The organism is Claveliimonas monacensis (genome assembly GCF_014982975.1).
Classification (GTDB): Bacteria; Bacillota; Clostridia; order Lachnospirales; family Lachnospiraceae; genus Claveliimonas; species Claveliimonas monacensis.
This window is the reverse complement of sequence record NZ_JADCKL010000005.1, coordinates 35,327-57,838: the sequence shown is the minus strand read 5'-3', so window position 1 is coordinate 57,838 and position 22,512 is coordinate 35,327. Positions and strand designations below refer to the sequence as shown.

15 protein-coding genes and 1 pseudogene are annotated in these 22,512 nt (G+C 56.9%); 15 read left to right on the top strand and 1 reads right to left on the bottom strand.

Translation table 11 applies throughout. The features are described 5' to 3' along the window. Positions 1–89: 89 nt before the first annotated feature. The 13 genes and pseudogenes from INF30_RS08220 to INF30_RS08160 all read left to right on the top strand — a co-directional run bounded on the left by INF30_RS08220 (position 90) and on the right by INF30_RS08160 (position 13,261). The gene (locus tag INF30_RS08220; protein WP_002588903.1) at positions 90–308 is read left to right on the top strand and encodes a Maff2 family mobile element protein; all 219 of its coding nucleotides are present in this window, start codon (positions 90–92) and stop codon (positions 306–308) included. 83 nt (positions 309–391) lie between these two features. Further along, positions 392–1,261 (top strand): VirB6/TrbL-like conjugal transfer protein, CD1112 family, encoded by an 870-nt coding sequence (locus INF30_RS08215; RefSeq protein ID WP_002578790.1) that lies wholly within the window; start codon positions 392–394, stop codon positions 1,259–1,261. A gap of 20 nt (positions 1,262–1,281) precedes the next feature. Next, positions 1,282–1,704: a PrgI family protein gene (locus INF30_RS08210; protein ID WP_002578789.1), complete on the top strand. Its 423-nt coding sequence runs from the start codon at positions 1,282–1,284 to the stop codon at positions 1,702–1,704. 10 nt (positions 1,705–1,714) lie between these two features. Next, a complete protein-coding gene (locus INF30_RS08205; RefSeq protein ID WP_002578788.1) occupies positions 1,715–4,096 on the top strand; it encodes a VirB4-like conjugal transfer ATPase, CD1110 family in 2,382 nt (793 codons plus the stop codon). Next, on the top strand, positions 4,093–4,467 hold the full coding sequence (locus INF30_RS08200; RefSeq protein ID WP_033126285.1) for a DUF3851 family protein: 375 nt from the start codon (positions 4,093–4,095) through the stop codon (positions 4,465–4,467). Before INF30_RS08205 ends, INF30_RS08200 begins: the two co-directional genes overlap by 4 nt. Further along, positions 4,460–6,196 (top strand): CD1108 family mobile element protein, encoded by a 1,737-nt coding sequence (locus tag INF30_RS08195; protein ID WP_002588927.1) that lies wholly within the window; start codon positions 4,460–4,462, stop codon positions 6,194–6,196. Before INF30_RS08200 ends, INF30_RS08195 begins: the two co-directional genes overlap by 8 nt. A gap of 30 nt (positions 6,197–6,226) precedes the next feature. Next, positions 6,227–6,484 carry a DUF4315 family protein gene (locus tag INF30_RS08190; protein WP_002588926.1) on the top strand — a complete coding sequence of 86 codons (258 nt, stop codon included), beginning with the start codon at positions 6,227–6,229 and terminating at the stop codon, positions 6,482–6,484. Further along, the gene (locus INF30_RS08185) at positions 6,474–7,247 is read left to right on the top strand and encodes a DUF4366 domain-containing protein (protein ID WP_002588925.1); all 774 of its coding nucleotides are present in this window, start codon (positions 6,474–6,476) and stop codon (positions 7,245–7,247) included. Before INF30_RS08190 ends, INF30_RS08185 begins: the two co-directional genes overlap by 11 nt. A 195-nt stretch (positions 7,248–7,442) precedes the next feature. After that, a complete protein-coding gene (locus tag INF30_RS08175; RefSeq protein ID WP_226394857.1) occupies positions 7,443–9,542 on the top strand; it encodes a type IA DNA topoisomerase in 2,100 nt (699 codons plus the stop codon). After that, positions 9,539–9,820, top strand: coding sequence for a hypothetical protein (locus INF30_RS08170; RefSeq protein ID WP_002588923.1), 282 nt, complete (start codon positions 9,539–9,541; stop codon positions 9,818–9,820). The genes INF30_RS08175 and INF30_RS08170 overlap by 4 nt, the downstream gene beginning before the upstream one ends. A gap of 2 nt (positions 9,821–9,822) precedes the next feature. Continuing rightward, positions 9,823–12,484: pseudogene (locus tag INF30_RS08165) on the top strand (LPD16 domain-containing protein); the annotation flags it as partial. Between the two features lie 26 nt (positions 12,485–12,510). Next, positions 12,511–13,044 (top strand): YodL domain-containing protein, encoded by a 534-nt coding sequence (locus INF30_RS14925; RefSeq protein ID WP_416385621.1) that lies wholly within the window; start codon positions 12,511–12,513, stop codon positions 13,042–13,044. Between the two features lies 1 nt (position 13,045). After that, positions 13,046–13,261, top strand: coding sequence for a transposon-transfer assisting family protein (locus INF30_RS08160; protein ID WP_002588921.1), 216 nt, complete (start codon positions 13,046–13,048; stop codon positions 13,259–13,261). A gap of 49 nt (positions 13,262–13,310) precedes the next feature. Here INF30_RS08160 and INF30_RS08155 read toward each other — a convergent pair whose 3' ends face one another. Then, positions 13,311–14,114: a hypothetical protein gene (locus INF30_RS08155; protein WP_072853160.1), complete on the bottom strand. Its 804-nt coding sequence runs from the start codon at positions 14,112–14,114 to the stop codon at positions 13,311–13,313. On the opposite strand from INF30_RS08155, the gene INF30_RS08150 reads away from it, so the two are divergent. Together INF30_RS08150 and INF30_RS08145 are read left to right on the top strand one after the other, a co-directional pair. Next, on the top strand, positions 14,113–14,469 hold the full coding sequence (locus tag INF30_RS08150; RefSeq protein ID WP_072853158.1) for a TnpV protein: 357 nt from the start codon (positions 14,113–14,115) through the stop codon (positions 14,467–14,469). The genes INF30_RS08155 and INF30_RS08150 overlap by 2 nt on opposite strands. Before the next feature lie 53 nt (positions 14,470–14,522). Further along, positions 14,523–22,511 (top strand): MutS N-terminal domain-containing protein, encoded by a 7,989-nt coding sequence (locus tag INF30_RS08145; RefSeq protein ID WP_226394856.1) that lies wholly within the window; start codon positions 14,523–14,525, stop codon positions 22,509–22,511. Position 22,512 lies beyond the last annotated feature (1 nt).

Below are 22,512 nucleotides of genomic sequence, written 5' to 3'. Positions count from 1 at the left end.
CCGGAAACCGGGTGCCGATTGTTCCGGCTTTTGTATGCCTATGAATGACTAAATCAAACTTTTCAAATGATTCCGGCTAACTATAATTTATGGCATTTTTCAATCAGGCTATCACCGTTCTTCAGACCCTCGTTATCGCTCTGGGCGCTGGTCTCGGCATCTGGGGTGTCATCAACCTGCTGGAAGGTTACGGCAACGACAACCCCGGTGCGAAGTCCCAGGGCATGAAGCAGCTCATGGCTGGCGCTGGCGTCGCCGTGGTCGGCATGGTCCTCGTACCCCTGCTCTCCAGCCTGTTCACCGTCTGATCGCTCCCGTCGTTAAGCTGTCATAAGAAATCCTTGCCGCCCCTGCCCCCAAGCGGGGGCGGCTGAAAGGAGGTTGACACCGTATGGATTTCTTACTCGATGCCCTTACTGACTGGCTCAAGGAAATGTTGGTAGGCGGCATTATGAGCAACTTATCGGGGATGTTCGATAGCGTGAACCAGCAGGTCGCAGACATTGCGACACAGGTGGGCCAGACCCCTCAGGGCTGGAACGGGAGTATTTTCAGCATGATCCAAAATCTCTCCAACTCCATCATGGTGCCGATTGCTGGCGTGATCCTGGCTATCGTGATGACGCTGGAGCTGATTCAGATGATTACCGACAAGAACAACCTGCATGATGTGGACACCTGGATGATCTTCAAATGGGTGTTCAAATCTGCCGCTGCCATCCTCATCGTCTCAAACACCTGGAACATCGTGATGGGCGTGTTTGACGCAGCTCAAAGTGTGGTGGCGCAGGCGGCGGGCATCATCGGTTCCGACGCTTCCATCGACATCTCCTCTGTCATGACCGATATGGAGTCCCGGCTGATGGATATGGACCTGGGGCCGCTGTTCGGCCTGTGGTTCCAGTCGCTCTTTATCGGCATTACCATGTGGGCGCTTTACATTTGTATCTTTATCGTGATTTATGGCCGTATGATTGAGATTTACCTTGTGACCTCGGTGGCTCCCATCCCTATGGCCACCATGATGGGCAAGGAATGGGGCGGTATGGGCCAGAACTATCTGCGCTCGTTGATCGCCCTGGGCTTCCAGGCATTTCTCATCATCGTCTGTGTGGCGATCTACGCCGTGCTGGTGCAGAGTATTGCCACCGAATCCGACATCATTATGGCCATCTGGAGCTGCGTGGGCTATACGGTCCTGTTGTGCTTTACGCTCTTTAAGACCGGCAGCCTCGCAAAATCCGTTTTCAATGCACATTAACCAGGAAGGAGGTAATCCCTTTGGCTTATGTACCTGTACCCAAGGATCTTACGAAAGTCAAAACCAAGGTCGCGTTCAACTTAACCAAGAGGCAGCTTGTCTGCTTCGGCGGCGGTGCGCTGATCGGCGTACCGCTTTTCTTCCTGCTCCGGGGGCCTGTGGGAAACAGCGTGGCTGCCATGTGTATGATGCTGGTCATGCTGCCCTTCTTCATGCTGGCGATGTATGAAAAACACGGTCAGCCCCTGGAAAAGATCGTGGGCAATATCATCAAGGTGGCCGTCATCCGGCCCAAGGAGCGCCCGTATCAGACCAACAACTTCTATGCCGTTTTGGAACGGCAGGAAAAACTCGACAAGGAGGTGTATGACATTGTTCACGGTAATCAAAAGCTGGCTGCACCGGCTGTTCGGAAAAGACGAAAAGACCGCGCAGCCGGTTAATCAGAAAAAGATGAAAAAGCTGTCCCGCGCCGACAGAAAGCAGATCGAGGCTGCCATTGCCCGTGCCAATCGCACAGACAAAAAGAAAAAATCGGCTCAGGACAGTATCCCCTATGAACGGATGTGGCCGGACGGCATCTGCCGTGTGGCAGGCAGCCGCTACACAAAGACCATCCAATTCCAGGACATCAACTATCAGCTCTCGCAGAACGAGGACAAGACAGCGATCTTCGAGGGCTGGTGCGATTTCCTCAACTACTTCGACAGCTCCATTCAGTTCCAGCTGTCCTTTTTGAACCTGGCAGCCTCTGAGGAGACCTTTGCCCGCGCCATCAACATTCCTCTCCAGGGGGATGATTTTGACAGCATCCGGGTGGAGTACACCACCATGCTGCAAAACCAGCTGGCAAGAGGCAACAACGGTCTTATCAAGACCAAGTACCTGACTTTCGGCATCGACGCCGACAGCCTCAAGGCCGCCAAGCCCCGTCTGGAGCGCATTGAGACCGACATTCTCAACAACTTCAAACGCCTGGGCGTGGCCGCCGAGACCCTGGACGGCAAGGCGCGGCTGGCACAGCTTCACGGCATTTTCCACATGGATGAACAGGTGCCGTTCCGCTTTGAATGGGACTGGCTGGCTCCGTCCGGTCTGTCCACCAAGGATTTCATCGCGCCGTCCGGCTTCGAGTTCCGCACCGGCAAACAGTTCCGTATGGGTAAAAAATACGGGGCTGTTTCTTTTTTGCAGATCCTCGCCCCGGAGCTGAATGACCGGATGCTGGCGGATTTTCTGGATATGGAAAGCTCTCTGATCGTCAGCCTGCATATCCAGTCCGTAGATCAGATCAAGGCCATCAAGACGGTCAAGCGGAAAATCACCGACCTGGATAAATCCAAAATTGAGGAACAGAAAAAAGCCGTCCGCGCCGGATATGACATGGACATCATTCCCTCCGACCTTGCCACCTACGGTGCCGAGGCCAAGAAGCTCTTGCAGGATTTGCAGAGCCGAAACGAGCGAATGTTCCTTGTGACCTTCCTGGTGCTGAACACGGCGGACAATCCCCGGCAGCTGGGCAACAATGTGTTCCAGGCCAGTTCCATCGCACAGAAGTACAACTGCCAGCTGACAAGGCTTGACTTCCAGCAGGAAGAAGGGCTGATGTCTGCGCTGCCCTTGGGCCTCAATCAGATCGAGATTCAGCGGGGGCTGACCACCAGTTCCACGGCTATCTTTGTTCCGTTCACCACCCAGGAGCTTTTCCAGAACGGCAAAGAGGCGCTGTACTACGGTATCAACGCCCTGTCCAACAACCTCATCATGGTGGACCGCAAGCTGCTGAAAAACCCCAATGGACTGATTCTCGGCACCCCTGGTTCCGGCAAGTCCTTCAGCGCCAAGCGCGAGATCGCCAACTGTTTCCTGCTCACCAATGATGACATCATTATCTGCGACCCGGAGGCCGAGTACGCGCCCTTGGTGGAGCGCCTGCATGGGCAGGTCATCAAGATTTCGCCCACCAGCAGCAATTACATTAACCCTATGGATTTGAACCTGGACTACTCGGACGATGAAAGTCCGCTGTCTCTCAAGTCCGACTTCATCCTGTCTCTGTGCGAGCTGATCGTAGGCGGCAAAGAGGGCTTGCAGCCGGTTCAGAAAACCATCATTGACCGCTGTGTGCGGCTGGTGTATCAGGACTATCTCAATGACCCCCGCCCGGAGAATATGCCCATCCTGGAGGACCTCTACAACCTGCTGCGGGCGCAGGACGAGAAAGAGGCGCAGTACATCGCCACGGCGCTGGAAATCTATGTGACCGGCTCCCTCAATGTGTTTAACCATCAGAGCAATGTGGACATCAACAACCGTATCGTCTGCTACGACATCAAGGAGCTGGGCAAGCAGCTGAAAAAGATCGGTATGCTGGTGGTCCAGGACCAAGTGTGGAACCGCGTTACCATCAACCGTGCTGCCCACAAATCCACCCGTTACTACATCGACGAGATGCACCTGCTGCTGAAAGAGGAACAGACCGCCGCCTACACGGTGGAGATTTGGAAGCGGTTCAGAAAATGGGGCGGCATCCCCACCGGCATCACGCAGAATGTCAAAGACTTGCTTTCTTCCCGCGAGGTGGAGAACATCTTTGAGAACTCCGACTTCGTGTATATGCTCAACCAGGCGGGCGGGGACCGGCAGATTCTCGCCAAGCAGCTGGGCATTTCCCCTCACCAGCTTTCCTATGTGACCCACTCCAGCGAGGGCGAGGGCCTGCTGTTCTATGGCTCCACGATCCTGCCTTTCGTGGACCATTTCCCCAAGAACACCGAGCTGTACCGCATTATGACCACCAAACCCCAGGAACTGAAAAAGGAGGATGAATGACCATGAAACCCAACACCGAACTGAATACCATGATGTTTTTTGACGATGCCCTGGAGGGTGAGCGCACCCAGCTGCTCACCGAGCTGGCCGATGCCGTCAGCGAGACCCGCACGGCGGCGGATCAGGCTGCGGAGCTGAACGAGGACGGCGAAGCGGGCCTGCTGCGCCTGACGGAAATCTGGTGCGCCATGAACGGCGTCCCGGCCATCGTCATCTTCGAGGGCGGGCAGTCCGAGCTGCTGGCCAATGTGGTGGCGCAGATCTACGCCCATCTGCTTCAGCACCCCTCCCGTGACCCTGTGGGGCTGGCCGTCTATGTGGAGCTGCGCTACATGACGGCCTCCCTCATGTTGGGGGAATGGTTTGAATAAGGAACCGCGCCTGCGCTTTACGGACGAGGAACGGGCTGACCCGGCTCTGGAGAAGCCCATCCGTAAGGCGGACAAGGCCGCCGCCAAAGCAGACAAGGCGCAGGCCAAAATCCCCAAAAAGCAGGTCCGGCAAAAGACGGTGGACCCGGAGACCGGCAAAGTGACCACCAAGCTGGTGCTGGAGGACAAGAAGAAGCCGCCCTCCAAATTGTCCCATGCGGTGCGGGATACCCCCGCCAATGCCGCTCTGGGGAAGCTCCACAAGGAAATCCGGGAGACCGAACAGGACAATGTGGGCGTGGAGAGCGCCCACAAGTCCGAGGAGGCTGCCGAGACCGGCGTTAGGCTTGCACGGGAAGGCTACCGCAGCCACAAGTTGAAGCCCTACCGCAAGGCGGCCCAGGCCGAGCAGAAGCTGGAGAAGGCCAATGTGAACGCCTTGTATCAGAAGTCCCTGCGGGAAAATCCCCAGCTTGCCAGCAACCCCATCTCCCGCTGGCAGCAGAAACAGGCCATCAAAAAGGAATACGCTGCCGCCAAGCGCGCCGGTCAAGCTGTCGGGAACACCGCCAAGACTGCGGAGGCCACCGGCATGGCGGCCAAGGCGGTCAAGGAGAAAGCCCAGCAAGCGGGCGCGTTTGTCATGCGCCACAAAAAGGGCTTTTTGATTGCGGGTGCGATCTTCCTGCTGGTCTGTATGCTGCTCAACACCATGTCCTCCTGCTCCATGATGGCGCAGAGTATCGGTTCCGTGGTGTCCGGCACCACCTACCCGTCGGATGATCCTGAGCTGGTGGCGGTGGAGGCCGACTACGCTGCCAAAGAAACGGCGCTGCAAGCCGAGATCGACAACATCGAAAGCAGCCATCCGGGGTATGACGAGTACCGCTATGACCTGGATATGATCGGGCATGACCCCCATGAGCTGGCAGCCTACCTGTCCGCCGTGCTGCAAGGCTATACCCGGCAGAGCGCCCAGGCCGAGCTGGAGCGCGTGTTCGACGCACAGTATGAACTGACGCTTACCGAGGAAGTGGAGATACGATACCGCACCGAAACTTCCACGGACCCCGTGACCGGCGAGACGACCACCGAGGAAGTCCCGTATGAGTATTACATTCTGAATGTGAAGCTCACCAGCAAGCCCATATCTTCCGTGGCTTCGGAGCTGCTAACCCCGGAACAGCTGGAAATGTACCAGGTGTACCGGCAGACGCTGGGCAACAAGCCGCTGATCTTCGGCGGCGGCTCCCCGGATACGAGCAACTCCGAGGACCTGACCGGCGTGGTATTCGTCAACGGCACCCGCCCCGGCAATCAGGCCGTGGTGGACATAGCCAAAAGTCAGGTGGGCAATGTGGGCGGTCAGCCCTACTGGAGCTGGTACGGCTTCAATTCCCGTGTGGAATGGTGCGCCTGCTTCGTGTCCTGGTGCTACGGCCAGATGGGGCTGTCCGAGCCGCGCTTTGCCGCCTGCCAGTCCCAGGGTATTCCGTGGTTCCAGTCTCACGGACAATGGGGCGGGCGTGATTACGCCAATATCGCCCCCGGCGACGCCATCTTCTTTGACTGGGACCTGGATGGCAGCGCCGACCATGTGGGCCTTGTGGTCGGCACAGACGGCAGCCGGGTCTACACCGTGGAGGGCAATTCTGGCGACGCCTGCAAGATCAAGAGTTATTCCCTGTCCTACGAGTGCATCAAGGGCTACGGCCTGATGAACTGGTAAGGCCGATTTATGAGAAAAGGAGTGATTGAAATGGCTAAGAACAAAATCCAGCGCATTGACCAGGAGATTGCCAAGGTCCGCGAGAAGATCGCGGAGTACCAGGACAAGCTGAAAACCCTGGAGGCGCAGAAAACCGAGGCGGAGAACCTGGAAATCGTTCAGATGGTGCGCGCCCTGCGGCTGACCCCGGAGCAGCTGAACGCCATGCTCTCCGGTGGTACGGTCCCTGGCATGGCCGCTGCCTCCGCCAACTACAACGAACAGGAGGATACCGACCATGAAGAATAAGAAAATTTTCAAAACCCTTTCGGCCCTCTGCGCCGCCCTGGTGCTGATGATGGGCCTTTCCGTGACTGCCTTTGCCCAGGGAACGGAAGAACTTCCGGCGGAGGATGCCACCAACGACAGCAATGTGGTCGTGGAGGAAACCGAGGACAGTCCGGCCCTGACCCCGGATGGCAACGCCGCCCTGGTGGATGATTTCGGCGACAACAAGCAGCTCATCACCGTCACCACCAAGGCAGGCAACTACTTCTACATCCTCATTGACCGGGCCAACGAGGACAAGGAAACCGCTGTCCACTTCTTAAACCAGGTGGACGAGGCGGACCTGATGGCGCTGATGGAGGACGGTCAGACCACCCAGGAGCAGCCCGCCACCTGTACCTGTACGGAGAAATGTGTGGCCGGTGCGGTGAATACGGCCTGCCCGGTGTGTGCCACCAATATGAGCGCCTGCACGGGTAAGGAGCCGGAACCGGAGACCCCGGAAGAAACCCCGGAACCGGAAGAACCGGCGCAGAAACCCGCAGGACTGAATCCGGCCATTCTTTTGGCGGTGCTGGCTCTGATGGGTGGCGGCGGCGCTTTTGCCTACTTTAAGCTGGTAAAAAGCAGACCCAAGACCAAGGGCAACGACAATTTGGACGATTATGACTACGGCGAGGATGATACCGATCAGGAGGACGAGGACTCCTGGGAGACCGAGGAATCTGACGAGCCGGACGCTGACGGGGGCGGCGACGAGGAAAGCGAGGACAAGACGGTTTGACCCGCTTCACCGACAGCCCCTATGAACGCATGATGACACGCAGGCCGGAGGGCGGGAAGGAAACTTCCCGTCCTCCTACTTTATCTCCCGGCCACCCCTGTTATGGCTGCGGAAATTACCGTGACGGTCAGCCCTGCGTGGGATTCTGCCACCGGCAGCTGACCGCATGGCTGCGGGAAAGGAGGATGAAAAACCATGAAGCTGGTGATCGCTGAGAAACCGTCCGTTGCCCAAAGTCTGGCCGCCGTGATTGGGGCCACCGCCCGCAAGGACGGCTATCTGGAGGGCGGCGGCTGGCGGGTCAGCTGGTGTGTGGGCCATCTGGCTGGTCTGGCCGACGCCGACGCTTATAACCCGGACTACGCCAAGTGGCGCTATGACGATCTGCCCATTCTGCCGGAACCCTGGCAGATGGTGGTGAGCAAGGACAAGAAGAAACAGTTTGATGTGCTGAAGCAGCTGATGAACGCCCCGGATGTGACCGAAGTGGTAAACGCCTGCGACGCCGGACGCGAGGGGGAGCTGATCTTCCGCAGCGTCTATGAGCTGGCGGGCTGCCAGAAGCCCATGAAGCGGCTCTGGATTTCCTCAATGGAGGATTCCGCCATCCGGGAGGGCTTTGCAAACCTGCGCCCCGGTGCAGAGTATGACGGCCTGCGGGATGCGGCCCTCTGCCGCGCCAAAGCGGACTGGCTGGTGGGTATCAATGCCACCCGGCTGTTTTCCGTGCTGTACCACCGGACCCTCAACATCGGACGTGTCATGTCCCCGACGCTGGCCCTCATTGTCCAGCGAGAAGCCGAGATCGACACCTTCAAGCCGGTGCCATTCTACACGGTCACACTGGAGCTGCCCGGTTTCACCGTTTCCGGGGAGCGCATGGCAGACAAGGCTGCCGCCCAACAGCTGAAAACGGCCTGCCAAGGTGCGGCTGCCACAGTGAAAAAAGTGGGGCGCAAAAACAAATCCGAGAAGCCGCCCGCCCTCTATGACCTGACCACCCTCCAACGGGACGCCAACCGGCTGCTGGGGTTCACCGCCCAGCAAACCCTGGACTACCTGCAAAATTTGTATGAAAAGAAGCTCTGTACCTACCCTCGGACGGACAGCCGCTATCTGACTTCGGATATGGCGGCGAGTCTACCGGAGCTGGTCCAGCTCACTGCCGGGGCGATGCCCTTTTCCAATGGCATGGAGATTGCCTGCAATGCCGCCCAGATTGTCAACGACAAGAAAGTGACCGACCATCATGCAGTGATCCCTACCCGCAACCTCCAGGGCGCGGACCTGTCCGGCCTGCCGGTGGGCGAAAAGGCGGTGCTGGAGTTGGTGGCTCTGCGCCTGCTGTGCGCCGTGGCCCAGCCCTATACCTTTGCGGAAACCGCCGTTGTTGTCGAGTGCGCCGGAGCGGAGTTTACTGCCAAAGGCCGCACAGTGAAAAATTACGGCTGGCGGGCGCTGGACGCTGCCTATCGCGCAGGGCTGAAGAATGTGGAGCAGGACAAAGAACCCGAGGACAAGGCTCTGCCTGAGCTGTCTGAAGGTCAGACGCTGCCCCTTTCTGGTGCTACCGTCAAGGAGGGCAAGACCACCCCGCCCAAGCACTTCACCGAAGATACGCTACTCTCCGCAATGGAGACTGCCGGGAAGGACGATATGCCGGAGGATGCCGAGCGCAAGGGCCTGGGGACCCCGGCCACCCGCGCCGGGATTCTGGAAAAGCTGGTTTCCACCGGCTTTTTGGAGCGCAAAAAGAGCAAGAAAACCGTGCAGCTCATGCCATCCCATGACGCGGTATCCCTTATCACCGTGTTGCCGGAGCAGCTGCAATCGCCCCTTCTGACTGCTGAGTGGGAGTACCGGCTGGGTGAGATCGAGCGTGGCGAGCTGGCCCCGGAGGATTTCATGGCTGGGATTAGTGCCATGCTCAAAGAACTTGTGGGAACCTATCAAGCTATCAAGGGAACGGAGTATTTGTTCAGCCCTTCCCACGAAGTGGTGGGCAAATGCCCCCGCTGTGGCGGAGAGGTTGCAGAAATGCAAAAAGGCTTCTTCTGTCAGACAGAATCTTGCAAATTTGCAATTTGGAAAAACAACAAGTGGTGGGAGATGAAGCACAAGCAACCTACCAAAGCCATCGTAACGGCACTGCTCAAAGATGGCCGCGCTCATGTGAGGGGCTTGTACTCCGAGAAAACCGGCAAGACCTACGATGCCACTGTGGTGTTGGCGGATGATGGGCAGTACGCCAACTTCAAGCTGGAGTTTGACCAGCAGAAAGGTGGCAAACGATGAAGCTCTCACGCTATGAACAGGAAACCATCATCCTCTACAACCAGGCCGAAGCCACCGCCGAGGTCTATACCCATGACCCCCGGCTGCTGGAGAAGCTGCGGCGACTGGCAGAGAAATACCCGGACCAGATTGTGAAAAAGGACCGCCAGACCTTTCTCGTTCCCAAACGCTGTGTGTCCGTCCGGGAACCTTACAGCGCCGAGCGCCGTAAGGCAGCCAGTGAACTGGCCAAGGCTGCCGGATACAGGCCGCCCACCCCCAAGAAAGGCAATGAGTAAGCATGGCTGAAAGTGTCTTTGAGGCTGTCAAGCAGTCCATCACCGTCCGAGAAGCAGCGCAGATGTACGGAATCGAGGTCAACCGGAGCGGCATGGCCTGTTGTCCCTTCCACGATGACAAAAATCCCAGCATGAAGCTGAACGAGGAATATTTTTATTGCTTTGGCTGCGGAGCCACCGGCGATGTGATTGACTTCACAGCGAGGCTCTACAATCTGTCCCCCAAAGAGGCCGCCGAGAAGCTGGCCCAGGATTTTGGCCTGGCTTATGACAGTCAGGCCCCTCCCCGGCGACGCCATGTCCGCCAGAAATCCGAGGCGCAGAAATTCAAGGAGGACCGAGACCATGCCTTTCGTGTCCTGGCCGACTACTTTCATTTGCTCCGCAAGTGGGAAACGGACTACACACCCAAAACACCGGAGGAAAATCCACATCCCCGATTCATGGAGGCAATCCAGAAAAAGGACTATGTGGGCTATCTGCTGGATTTTTTTCTGGAGAACAGCCCGGAGGAGCAAAAGCTGTGGATTGCCGAACATCAATCAGAAATAGCCAAATTGGAAAGGAGAGTGAAATTCATGGCTGATAAGACCACCAATCGAGAACGGTTACAAGAGATCACAGCGGGCATTGAACAGGGTATCAAGGAACTGTTTGAGAGCGAGAAGTATATGCGCTATCTGTCCGTCATGTCCAAGTTCCACCGCTACTCCGTCAACAACACCATGCTCATCTATATGCAGCGCCCGGACGCCACCCTGGTGGCCGGGTTCAACAAGTGGAAAAATCAGTTTGAGCGCCATGTGAAAAAGGGTGAGCATGGTATCACCATCATTGCCCCCACGCCCTACAAAAAGAAGATCGAGGAAATGAAGCGCGACCCGGATACTCATGCACCCATCCTGGACGCGGATGGCAAGGCGGTCATGGAGGAAAAAGAAATTGAAATCCCCATGTTCCGTCCGGTGAAGGTGTTCGATGTGAGCCAGACGGACGGAAAGCCCCTGCCAGAGCTGGCCTCCAGCCTGTCCGGGACGGTGCCGCACTATGAGGCTTTCATGGAAGCTCTGCGCCGCTCGGCTCCGGTTCCCATCGAGTTTGAGCCGATGGCCGAGAACATGGACGGCTATTTCTCCTCTGACCAGCAGCGGATCGCCATCCGGGAAGGCATGAGCGAGGTGCAGACTGTTTCCGCCGCTGTCCATGAGACCGCGCACAGTAAGCTCCACGACCCCAAAAAGTACGAAGCGGAGCCGACCTGGAAGATCGTGATGGTGAGCGAGGGCGGCACCAAGCATGACTTCCGTCTGGACTTCGCCACCGAAGCAGAGGCGGAACAGGCCGCCGCCGAGGAAGGCTGGCGCTATGTGGACGAGAATCGGTTTGAGTGGCGGTTGGAAGTGGAGGAAGATCTGACGGCGGTGAAACAGGCCGCCAAGAACCGCAACACCGAGGAAGTGGAGGCCGAGAGCATTTCTTATGCGGTTTGCCAGTATTTCGGCATCCAGACCGGCGAGAACAGTTTTGGCTACATCGCTTCCTGGTCGAAGGACAAGGAGCTGAAGGAGCTGCGGGCCAGTCTGGAGACCATCAACAAGACTTCCTGCGAGCTGATTAACGACATCGAGCGCAACTACAAGGAAATCTGCAAGGAGCGCGGCATTGACCTGACTGCCGCCACGGAACCGCAGCAGGACTCTATCGAGCAGCTGGCAGCAGACATCGACCAGTTCACTTTCGATTATGACCCTTATGAGTATCGGAACAATGCAGATAGCCGTGAGGACGCACTGCACGAACTGACTGCCACACTCCGAAGCGGAGATGCCAGCGGTGTACGCGAATGGCTCCAGAATATCGTGAACGAGGATGAACCGGATGAAACCACCCAAAAAGCTGCCGAGCTTATGGGACGCTTGGATCAGCTGGTGCCGATGACTGAACCGGAACAGCTGACCGAGCCGGAAAATACCGAAAGTGTCCAGCCCAGCGCCGAGTACCGGGAGGCCCTGTTGGTGCTGGATGATACCAGCTACCTTCATGTTCAGCCCTGCGACACCGGCTGGGACTACACGCTCTACGATGTGGCAACCATGAAGCAGATGGACGGCGGCCAGTTGGACGGGCCGGATATGGGCCGTTCCACAGCGGTTAGCCATATCTGCGAGGACCTGGGGATGGGCGGCAAGTCCATCAAGTATGCGCCGCTGTCCATGATCGAGACTTTGCAGGAGGCGGCTTACCACCAGATGCAGGAACAGGTCAGCCAGCAGACCACAGAAGCTGCCGCCACCCAGCTGCCGGATGCCCAGGAGCAGGCGTTGGACGAGTATCCCATGCCGGACCCGGCACTGACTCAGGATGATCTGGAGAAATGCGGCTACCTGGACGGTGACCTTCTGCCCCTCTCCAAAGAGCGAGCCTATGAGCTGATGGAGCGAGACCTGACCGTTTATATCGTCCAGGAGGGTGAAAACCCGGAAATGGCCTTTGACACTGCCGACCTGGACGCCCATGACGGTATCTTTGCTGTGTCCCGCGAGGAATGGGAGCAAAGCCCGGACTTTCACGAAAAAGTTTTGGAACGACAGGATCGGCAGTTGGAACGGGAACAGGCGTTTCTTTCCCATGAGGGAAATTGTTTTGCTATTTATCAGGTGAGCAAGGATGACCCGCAGAATGTGCGTTTTATGAATCTGGATTGGCTGCAATCGCACAATCTGTCCGTAGAGCGGAGTAACTATGACCTTATCTATACCGCCCCTCTGGACGGTTCCGGCAGCACTATGGAGCAGCTGGAAAGGCTGTATGAGCAGTTCAATCTGCAAAAGCCGGTGGATTTTCACAGCCCGTCTATGAGCGTCAGTGACATCGTTGCCATCAAGCAGAATGGTCAGGTATCCTGTCATTACTGCGACAGTGTTGGTTTCACCCAGGTGCAAGGTTTCTTGCCGGAAAATTCGCTGAGAAATGCGGAAATGACGGTGGAAGATGATTACGGCATGATCGACGGTATCATCAATAACGGCCCAAAGGAGCCGACAGTGGCCCAGCTGGAACAACAGGCCCGCAGTGGTCAGCCCATTTCTCTTATGGACTTGGCAGCAGCCGTCCATCGAGAGGAACGGGAAAAGAAAAAGTCCGTAATGGAGCAGCTGAAAAGCCAGCCCAAGACGGAACACAAAAAGACAGCGCAAAAAAAGAGCGCGGAAAGGGAGCTTTGATATGAACAACTTCACCTTTGAGGAAACGAACCTTCTTTGCATCTACAACACCGGCAGCCGCACCGGGCTGATCGACGCTCTGACGGAGATGCGCGGTGAGCTTTCGCCGGAGGAAGCCGAGCTGCGGGAACTGACGGACAGCGCCCTGGGTAAACTCCAAGCTATGAACGACACCGAGTTTGCCGAACTGGAGCTGTACCCAGATTTCGACGAGTAAAAAACACACATAAAGACCTGATGGGACGGCCTGATATGCCGTCCCATTTCTATTCAACATGAAGGGAGGACAGAAAACCATGCCATCCAAAGCTGAATTTTACCGGCAGATGGCCGAACAGGTATCGACCCAGCTTGTAGGCAGCTGGAAGGAGTGGACGGCTTTTCTCACCACCGCCGCCCGCCTTTATAAATACCCATTCCACGAGCAAATGATGATTTACGCCCAGCGCCCGGATGCCACCGCCTGCGCCGAGTATGACCTGTGGAATGAAAAAATGGGACGGTATGTGCGCCGTGGCTCCAAGGGTATTGCCCTGGTGGACGATTCCGGCGACAAGCTTCGCCTGCGCTATGTGTTCGATATTTCCGATACCGGCACCCGTGAACATTCCCGTACACCCTGGTTGTGGCAGCTGGAAGAACAGCACATTGGGCCTGTGTCGGCCATGCTGGAGCAAAACTACGGCGTTGCCGGTGACAATCTCGCCCAGCAGCTCACGGATGTAGCCGGAAAGCTGGCGAGTGAGTATTGGGACGATCATCAGAGAGATTTCCGCTATATCGTTGACGGTTCGTTCCTGGCGGAGTACGATGATTACAACATCGAAGTCCAATTTAAGTCCGCCGCCACCGTCAGTATCGCCTATGCCCTGATGTCTCGCTGTGGGCTGGATACGGAACAATATTTCCAGCATGAGGACTTCATGCCGATTTTCGATTTCAATACCCCGGCCACGGTTGGGGCGTTGGGCGCGGCGGTCAGCCAGATTAACCAGCAGGTTTTGCGGCAGATCGGCGTCACCATCCAGATCTATGAGCGCGAGCAACTCGCGGAAAGGAGCGTTACACATGGAGAACAGCCTGACTTACACGATGAACGGAGATTATCAGATTCCCGACCTGAAGCTGACCGAACAGCCGGAGAAGCCCCTGGGCAAGTACGGCAGGATGCGGAAAGCGTACCTGAAGGAACACCGGCCCCTGATTTACAATCAGCTGCTGCTGACCGAGAAGCTGTACCCGCACCTCATCGAGATCGACGAGACAGCGCAGAGCCGTCTGGAGCAGATGATGCCCCAGCTGGCGAAAGACGCGGGCGCGACGGAGCAGCTGAAAGCCAGCGACCCGATGCGCTGGGTGGGCCTGATGAACACCTGCAAAGCACAGGCCGAGGAGATTCTGATGGCGGAGCTTATTCACAGCTGAGTTTCTTCCTCTCCGAAGCAGAACAAATCAGAATCATAGATGAAGCAGAGAATGTGAAAACATCCTCTGCTTTTTCTTTTGCCCAGGCTGACATCGACCATGTGCTGCGGCTGGGCGGCAACACCTATCGCCAGAGAGAGCGCATTGTCGCGGCCTTTGAGGAGCAGAAGTCCACCACCGAGATCGCAGACACCCTGAAAACCCTGTACCATGGCGGCAACGGGATTGGCAGCATCACTGCATGGTATGCCGAGGATGGAATCCATCTTTCCCACGGCAAAACTGCCCGTTACGATAAGTCCGCCCAGGTCATTTCCTGGGAGAGTGCCGCTGAGCGTATCGGCCAGCTTTTGCAGGACGGCCAGTTTGCCACCAATGTGGAGCTGGCTGAGGCTGCGGGCTATGAACGCTCCCTCCTCGCGGAAAAGTTCTGGAATCTGTACCACGATTTCAGCGAGGAAGCCAGAGAAGCTGGGTATCTGCCCATCCTTTCCAACAATCCGGGGCGCGGTTTCCCGGAGGAATCTGCATGGCTCACCGAACAGCTGAAAAGCCCGGAGTTTCGCCAGAACCTTGCGGAAGAATATGCTGCCTTCTGGACGGCCTACCAGCAGGATCGGGATTTGCTGCGCTTCCACTACCATAAACCCAAAGAAATTTGGGAGAACCTGCAAGATCTGTCCTTGCCTCGCACCACCTTTACCTCTCAGTTGACGGAAGTACCTTCGGTCAAGCAGTTTATCTCTGAGGACGAGATCGACGCCGCCATGACCAGAGGCAGCGGATTTGAGGGCGGTAAGGGCCGAGTTTTCACCTTTTTCCAGGAACCCCATACGGATAAGGAAAAGGTGGATTTTCTCAAACATAAGTATGGTATTGGCGGTCACTCCCATGCCCTGTCCGGTGCAATGAAAAGCGATGAAAGCCACGACGGAAAAGGTCTGCACTACAAAAAAGACGGCTGCCCGGATGTGCATTTCACCTGGGAGAAAGTCGCCAAACGGATTACCGACCTGATCCAGAAGGGACGCTATCTCACAGAACAGGAACAGGCGGAGTATGACAAAATCCAGGCAGAAAAGGCCCTGGCGGAAGAAGATGCCCTGCAAGCCCAGCAGCCGGACCCGGCTGTGTGGGAATACAACGGCGTCAAGGAGCGCCACCCGGATGATATAATCCTCTACCAAATGGGGGATTTTTTTGAGCTGTACGGTGAGGACGCCAAAACTGCTGCTGCGGAACTGGACCTCAATCTCACGACCCGCGCTATCCCCGGCGGTGGCCGTGTGGAAATGTGCGGCTTTCCGGCAAACCGGCTGGAGCAGGTTGTGGAACAGCTGCGGGATAAGCATGATGTGACCATTTCCGCTGTCCCGAAGGGCGGCAGGGAGCGGCAGGAGTATTCCATGCCCTCTATCGACCATGAGGCGGAACAGCACATCAATGCCCAGGAAGCGGAGTTTGGCGCAGACGGGACCAGAGTATTTCAGGAGACCGAAGCAGCCGCAGCCCCTACGATTCGAGAACTGCATGAGCAATACAAGCCCATTGTACTTGCCGCTGTTATGGAAGATGTGCCATATCGCAATGCCTGCGGTCACAGTGACCATGAGAACGCCGTGATCGAGGGCAATGCCGCTATTCGCCGTGCTGTCCTGGGATCTGGCAACATGGAGCTGCTCCGCCTCTATTCCGACACACCGGAGTTCCGCCAGCGCCTTCATCGAGAAATCATCGACGAGACCTATCCCAAGCTCCATGAGCTGCTGCACCCTCTCACGGACAATGACATCGACAAGGCTATCCAGGACTGGAACGGCAAAATCGAAAGTAAACACGCCGTTGTCCGTTACATGGAGAAACATGGGCGGGAAAAAGATACCGCTGCATGGCTGGCCCATGAGTTTGACGGCGGCGATGGCAAAACCCCGTTTTCGGTTCGCCCGGAAAGCCCCGAAGGAACGGTGCTGCCCTGGCCCAAGGTACAGCGCCGGATCGCTCAGCTTATCAAGGAGGACCGGTTCTACACCGAAGCGGAACAGGACCGGTTCGACAACATCGACCCCATCGCCATTCGGGAGGCTTTGGCCGAGCGCGGCATTGTGAATGGTGAACTGGTGGATGAGGAAAAACTGGATAATGACCCATTCATCCAGCGTGTTATGGCGGATGTGGAGGCCATATCCAGAGAGAGCGTCCCGGCAGATGAGCCGGAACAGCCTTCTCCCCATAATTTGCGTGTTCTGGTTTCAGATGAGGAATACGCTGCGGCTCGTGGCACACTCCGGGAGCGAACCTCCTACGATCCAGCGGTTCCTCCTTACAATGTGGGTGATATTGTCTATCTGGATGACCGGCCCCATCAGATCACAGAGCTGCGGGATGACACGGTGCAGCTGCTGCCCACCGGCATGAGCTATCCCATCTACCGGGCTGAGAGCCGGGAACGGTTTGAGCAGCTTTTGCGGGAGGATAACCGCAACGACTTCTATACCGAATTCCTGCCTGCAAATCTGGATACGGTGGACCAGGACCTTCGGGATGTGCTGGCCCATGGCCTGATTGGTGAGGCGGACAAGGCGGAGCTTTCCGAGCTTCTTCGCAACGGCAAGAGTAACCAGGAGGTAGCCTTGTGGCTGAGCCGGGCCTATCCCAACATCGTGGAAACGATGGAGCTGGAGACCGGCGAGACCGCCGATTACCGCACGATGCCGGAAGGTATCGAGCTGGAAGTGCTGGATGCAGATGAAAAGCGTCTGGCCATGCTGTTCTTCCAGTGGAGCGAGGTTGCGCCTTTGCTGCGCGGGATGTATGCCCGTCAGTTGGACGGTTTTGAGCAGGAACGCCCCGAACCGGCTGCCGAAACCCCGGCCTTCCAAGCCGAGACTGTGGCTGTCTATCCGGGCGATAAGAACAATCTGCCCTATGATGTGGTTGTTCAGACCCTGCGAACCAATGAGCCGGAGCCGCCCACGCCTGCTGTCGAGCCGGAAAAGACTCTGGATGAGGTACTGGACGAACACCCCGTTTCCATTCAGGTAAACGGCGAGTGGCAGACCTTCCCCAATGTCAAAGCTGCCGAGGAAGCCTCTTATGAGGAATACAAGGCCAATCTGCGTCGCACCGCCGAGAATTTCCGTATCACTGACGATCACCTGGGCGAAGGCGGCCCCAAGGCTAAGTTCCAGGCCAATGTCGAGGCAATCAAGCTGCTGAAATACCTGGAGGAAACCACCGAGCAGGCAACGCCGGAACAGCAGAAAATCCTTTCTCGGTATGTGGGCTGGGGCGGCCTTGCCGATGCCTTTGACCCCGACAAGGAAAGCTGGAGCAAGGAATATGCCCAGCTGAAGGAACTGCTGACCCCGGAGGAATACGCTGCTGCCAGAGGTTCCACCCTCAACGCGCACTACACCAGCCCTACGGTCATCAAAGCGATTTACGAGGCTGTGGGCCGCATGGGATTTGAGACCGGCAACATCCTGGAGCCGTCCTGTGGTGTAGGCAATTTCTTCGGTATGCTGCCGGAGGAAATGCGAAACAGCCGTCTTTACGGCGTGGAGCTGGATTCCATCAGCGGGCGTATTGCCCAGCAGCTCTACCCCAAGGCCGACATCACCGTGGCAGGGTTTGAGACCACCGACAGGCGGGATTTCTACGATCTGGCGGTGGGTAATGTACCGTTTGGCCAGTATCAGGTTCGGGATAAAGCCTATGACAAGCTGAATTTCAGCATTCACAACTACTTTTTCGCCAAGGCTCTGGATCAGGTTCGTCCCGGTGGCGTGGTGGCCTTTGTCACCAGCCGCTACACGATGGACGCCAAGGATTCCACCGTGCGCCGGTATCTTGCTCAGCGCGCCGAACTGCTGGGGGCCATCCGTCTGCCCAATGACGCTTTCAAAAAGAACGCAGGTGCCGAGGTCGTTTCGGACATCATCTTCCTGCAAAAGCGTGACCGTCCGTTGGACATCGTGCCGGAGTGGACGCAGACCGGGCAGACCGAGGACGGCTTTGCCATCAACCGCTATTTCCTGGACCACCCGGAAATGGTGCTGGGCCGACAGGAACCGGAAAGCACCGCCCACGGCATGGACTACACCGTGAACCCCATCGAGGGGCTGGAGCTTGCCGATCAGCTGCATGATGCCGTGAAGTACATTCGCGGCACCTACCAGGAGGCCGAGCTGCCGGAGCTGGGCGAGGGCGAAGCCATCGACACTTCTATCCCTGCTGACCCCAATGTGAAAAATTACTCCTACACCGTTGTGGACGGCGATGTGTATTACCGTGAAAACAGCTGTATGGTACGGCCTGACCTGAATGCCACCGCCGAAGCCCGTGTGAAAGGACTGGTGGGTCTGCGAGAATGTGTCCAGCAGCTCATTGATCTGCAAATGGACGCCGCCACACCGGACAGCGCCATCCAGGACAAACAGGCCGAACTGAACCGGCTCTATGACAGCTTCTCTGCAAAATATGGTCTTATCAATGACCGGGCGAACCGGCTGGCCTTTGCTGATGATTCCAGCTACTATCTGCTCTGCGCGCTGGAAGTCATTGACGAGGACGGCAAGCTGGAGCGCAAGGCGGATATGTTCACCAAGCGCACCATCAAGCCCCACAAGGCGGTGGACACTGTGGATACCGCAAGTGAAGCTCTGGCCGTATCAATTTCCGAAAAAGCCTTTGTCGATATGGCGTATATGGCGGAGTTGACCGGCAAGACCGGCGACGAACTGGCCGCCGAGCTAAAAGGCGTGATCTTCCGTGTACCTGGGCAGTTGGAGAAAGACGGCACTCCCCATTATGTAACAGCCGACGAATACCTGTCCGGCAATGTGCGGCGCAAGCTGCGTCAGGCACAGCGGGCCGCACAGCAGGACCCTTCCTTTGCAGTCAATGTGGAGGCCCTTACCGCTGCCCAGCCCAAAGACCTGGATGCGTCGGAGATTGAGGTGCGCCTGGGCGCTACCTGGATCGACAAAGAGTACATCCAGCAGTTTATGTATGAGACCTTCGACACGCCGTTTTATCTCCAGCGCAATATCGAGGTCAACTATTCTTCTTTCACCGCTGAGTGGCAGATCACCGGCAAAAGCTCTGTAAGCCAGAACAATGTGGCAGCCTATACCACCTACGGAACCAGCCGTGCCAATGCCTACAAGATTCTGGAGGACAGCCTGAACCTGCGGGATGTCCGTATCTACGACACCATAGAGGATGCAGACGGCAAAGAGCGCCGGGTGTTGAATGCCAAAGAGACCACCCTGGCCGCCCAAAAGCAGCAAGCGATCCGGGACGCTTTCAAAGACTGGATTTGGAAAGACCCGGACCGCCGCCAAGCTCTGGTCCGCCAGTACAATGAGGAAATGAACTCCACCCGTCCCCGTGAATACGACGGCGGACACATTACTTTCGGTGGTATGAACCCGGCCATCACCTTGCGGGAACACCAGAAAAACGCTATCGCTCATGTGCTGTACGGCGGCAATACGCTGCTGGCACACGAGGTAGGCGCTGGCAAAACCTTTGAAATGGTGGCTGCCGCCATGGAGAGTAAGCGCCTGGGCTTGTGTCAGAAATCCCTCTTTGTGGTGCCGAACCATCTGACCGAACAATGGGCGTCGGAGTTTCTGCGGCTCTATCCTTCCGCCAACATTCTTGTCACCACCAAAAAGGACTTTGAGACCCACAACCGCAAGAAGTTCTGCGCCCGCATTGCCACCGGCGATTATGACGCCATCATCATGGGACACAGCCAGTTTGAGAAAATCCCCATCAGCCGAGAGCGTCAGGAACGGCTCCTTCAGGAGCAGATCGACGAGATCACCGAGGGCATTGCCGAGGTGAAGTACAGCGGCGGTGAGCGTTTCACGGTCAAGCAGTTGGAACGCACCAAGAAGTCCCTGGAAGCCCGGCTGGAGAAATTGCAGGCCGAGAGCCGCAAGGACGATGTGGTAACATTCGAGCAGTTGGGTGTGGACCGCCTGTTCGTCGATGAGGCGCATAACTATAAAAACCTGTTTTTATACACCAAGATGCGGAATGTGGCAGGTCTCTCCACAAGCGATGCCCAAAAGTCCAGCGATATGTTTGCAAAGTGTCGCTATATGGATGAACTGACCGGAAACCGTGGTGTGATTTTCGCCACTGGCACCCCCGTATCGAACAGCATGACCGAACTTTACACCATGCAGCGGTATCTCCAGTATGACCGCCTGCAAGAGCTGAACATGACCCACTTCGACTGCTGGGCCAGCCGCTTCGGAGAAACCGTCACGGCGCTGGAGCTGGCACCGGAAGGCACCGGCTACCGGGCAAGAACGAGATTCAGCAAGTTTTTCAACCTCCCGGAGCTGATGAACTTGTTCCGTGAAGTTGCCGACATCAAAACCGCCGATCAGCTGAACTTGCCCACCCCGGAGGTGGAATACCACAACATCGTGGCCCAGCCTACTGAACACCAAAAAGAGATGGTGCAGGTTCTCTCCGAGCGCGCCTCCAGGGTACACAGCGGCAGCGTTGACCCCTCAGAGGACAATATGCTCAAGATTACCGGCGATGGCCGCAAGCTGGGTCTGGACCAGCGTATCATCAACCAGCTGCTGCCGGATGAACCCGGCACCAAGGTCAATCAGTGTGTGGGTAATATCATGCAGATCTGGCGGGACGGCGAGGCTGACAAGCTGACCCAGCTGGTATTCTGCGACATTTCCACGCCCCAGGCAGCCCCCTCCAAAAAGGCAGCCAAACAGCTGGATAATCCCACACTTCATGCGCTGGAACAGGCTGTGCCGTTGGATGAGCCTGAGCCTGCCTTTACCATCTATGAGGACATCCGCCAGAAGCTCATCGCCCAGGGAATGCCCGCCGAGCAGATTGCTTTTATCCACGAAGCCAAGACCGAGGTGCAGAAGAAAGAACTGTTTTCCAAGGTTCGCACTGGGCAGGTGCGCGTCCTGCTGGGCAGCACCTCCAAAATGGGCGCTGGCACCAATGTGCAGGACCGGCTTGTGGCGCTCCATGACCTGGATTGTCCGTGGCGTCCGGGAGACCTTGCCCAGCGCAAGGGCCGTATCGAGCGCCAGGGCAACCAGAATCCGCTGGTCCATGTGTACCGCTATGTTACCGAGGGAACTTTCGATGCCTACCTGTGGCAGACGGTGGAGAACAAACAGAAATTCATTTCGCAAATCATGACCAGCAAAAGCCCGGTCCGCTCCTGCGATGATGTGGACGAAACGGCGCTGTCCTTTGCCGAGATCAAGGCCCTGTGCGCCGGAGACCCCCGTATCAAGGAGCGCATGGATTTGGATGTGGAGGTTGCGCGTCTGAAGCTGATGAAAGCTGACCATCAGAGCAAGCAGTACCGCCTGGAGGATCAGTTGCTCAAATACTTCCCCCAGGAAATCGAAACTAACAAGGGGTTTATTAAAGGCTTTGAAGCGGATCTGGAGACCCTGGCCGCCCATCCTCACCCGGAGGATGGCTTTGCTGGAATGGAGATCCGGGGCGATGTGCTGACTGACAAAGAAAACGCCGGTGCAGCCTTGCTAGACGCCTGTAAGGAGGTCAAAGGCTCCGAACCGGTGCAGATCGGCAGCTATCGGGGCTTTACTATGTCCGTGGAGTTTTCCGCTTGGAAACAGGAATATACGCTCCTGTTGAAAGGCCAGATGACCCACCGGGCAAGCCTCGGCACAGACCCGCGCGGAAACCTCACCCGTATCGACAATGCACTGGCTCAAATGCCTCAGCGTTTGGAAGCCGTGAAAAACCAGCTGGACAACCTTTACCAACAGCAGGCCGCAGCCAAAGAGGAAATCGGAAAGCCGTTTCCCTTTGAGGATGATCTGCGAGTCAAGTCCGCCCGTCTGGTGGAACTGGACACGCTGCTGAACATTGACGGCAAGGGCCATGCCCAGCCGGAAACTGTGGTTGCCAAGAGCGCACGGCCTTCGGTGCTGGACAGCTTGAAGCGCCCGGTGCCACCCCGTAGCCCTGAAAAGAAACCGAAACAACATGAGGAGGTGCGATAAC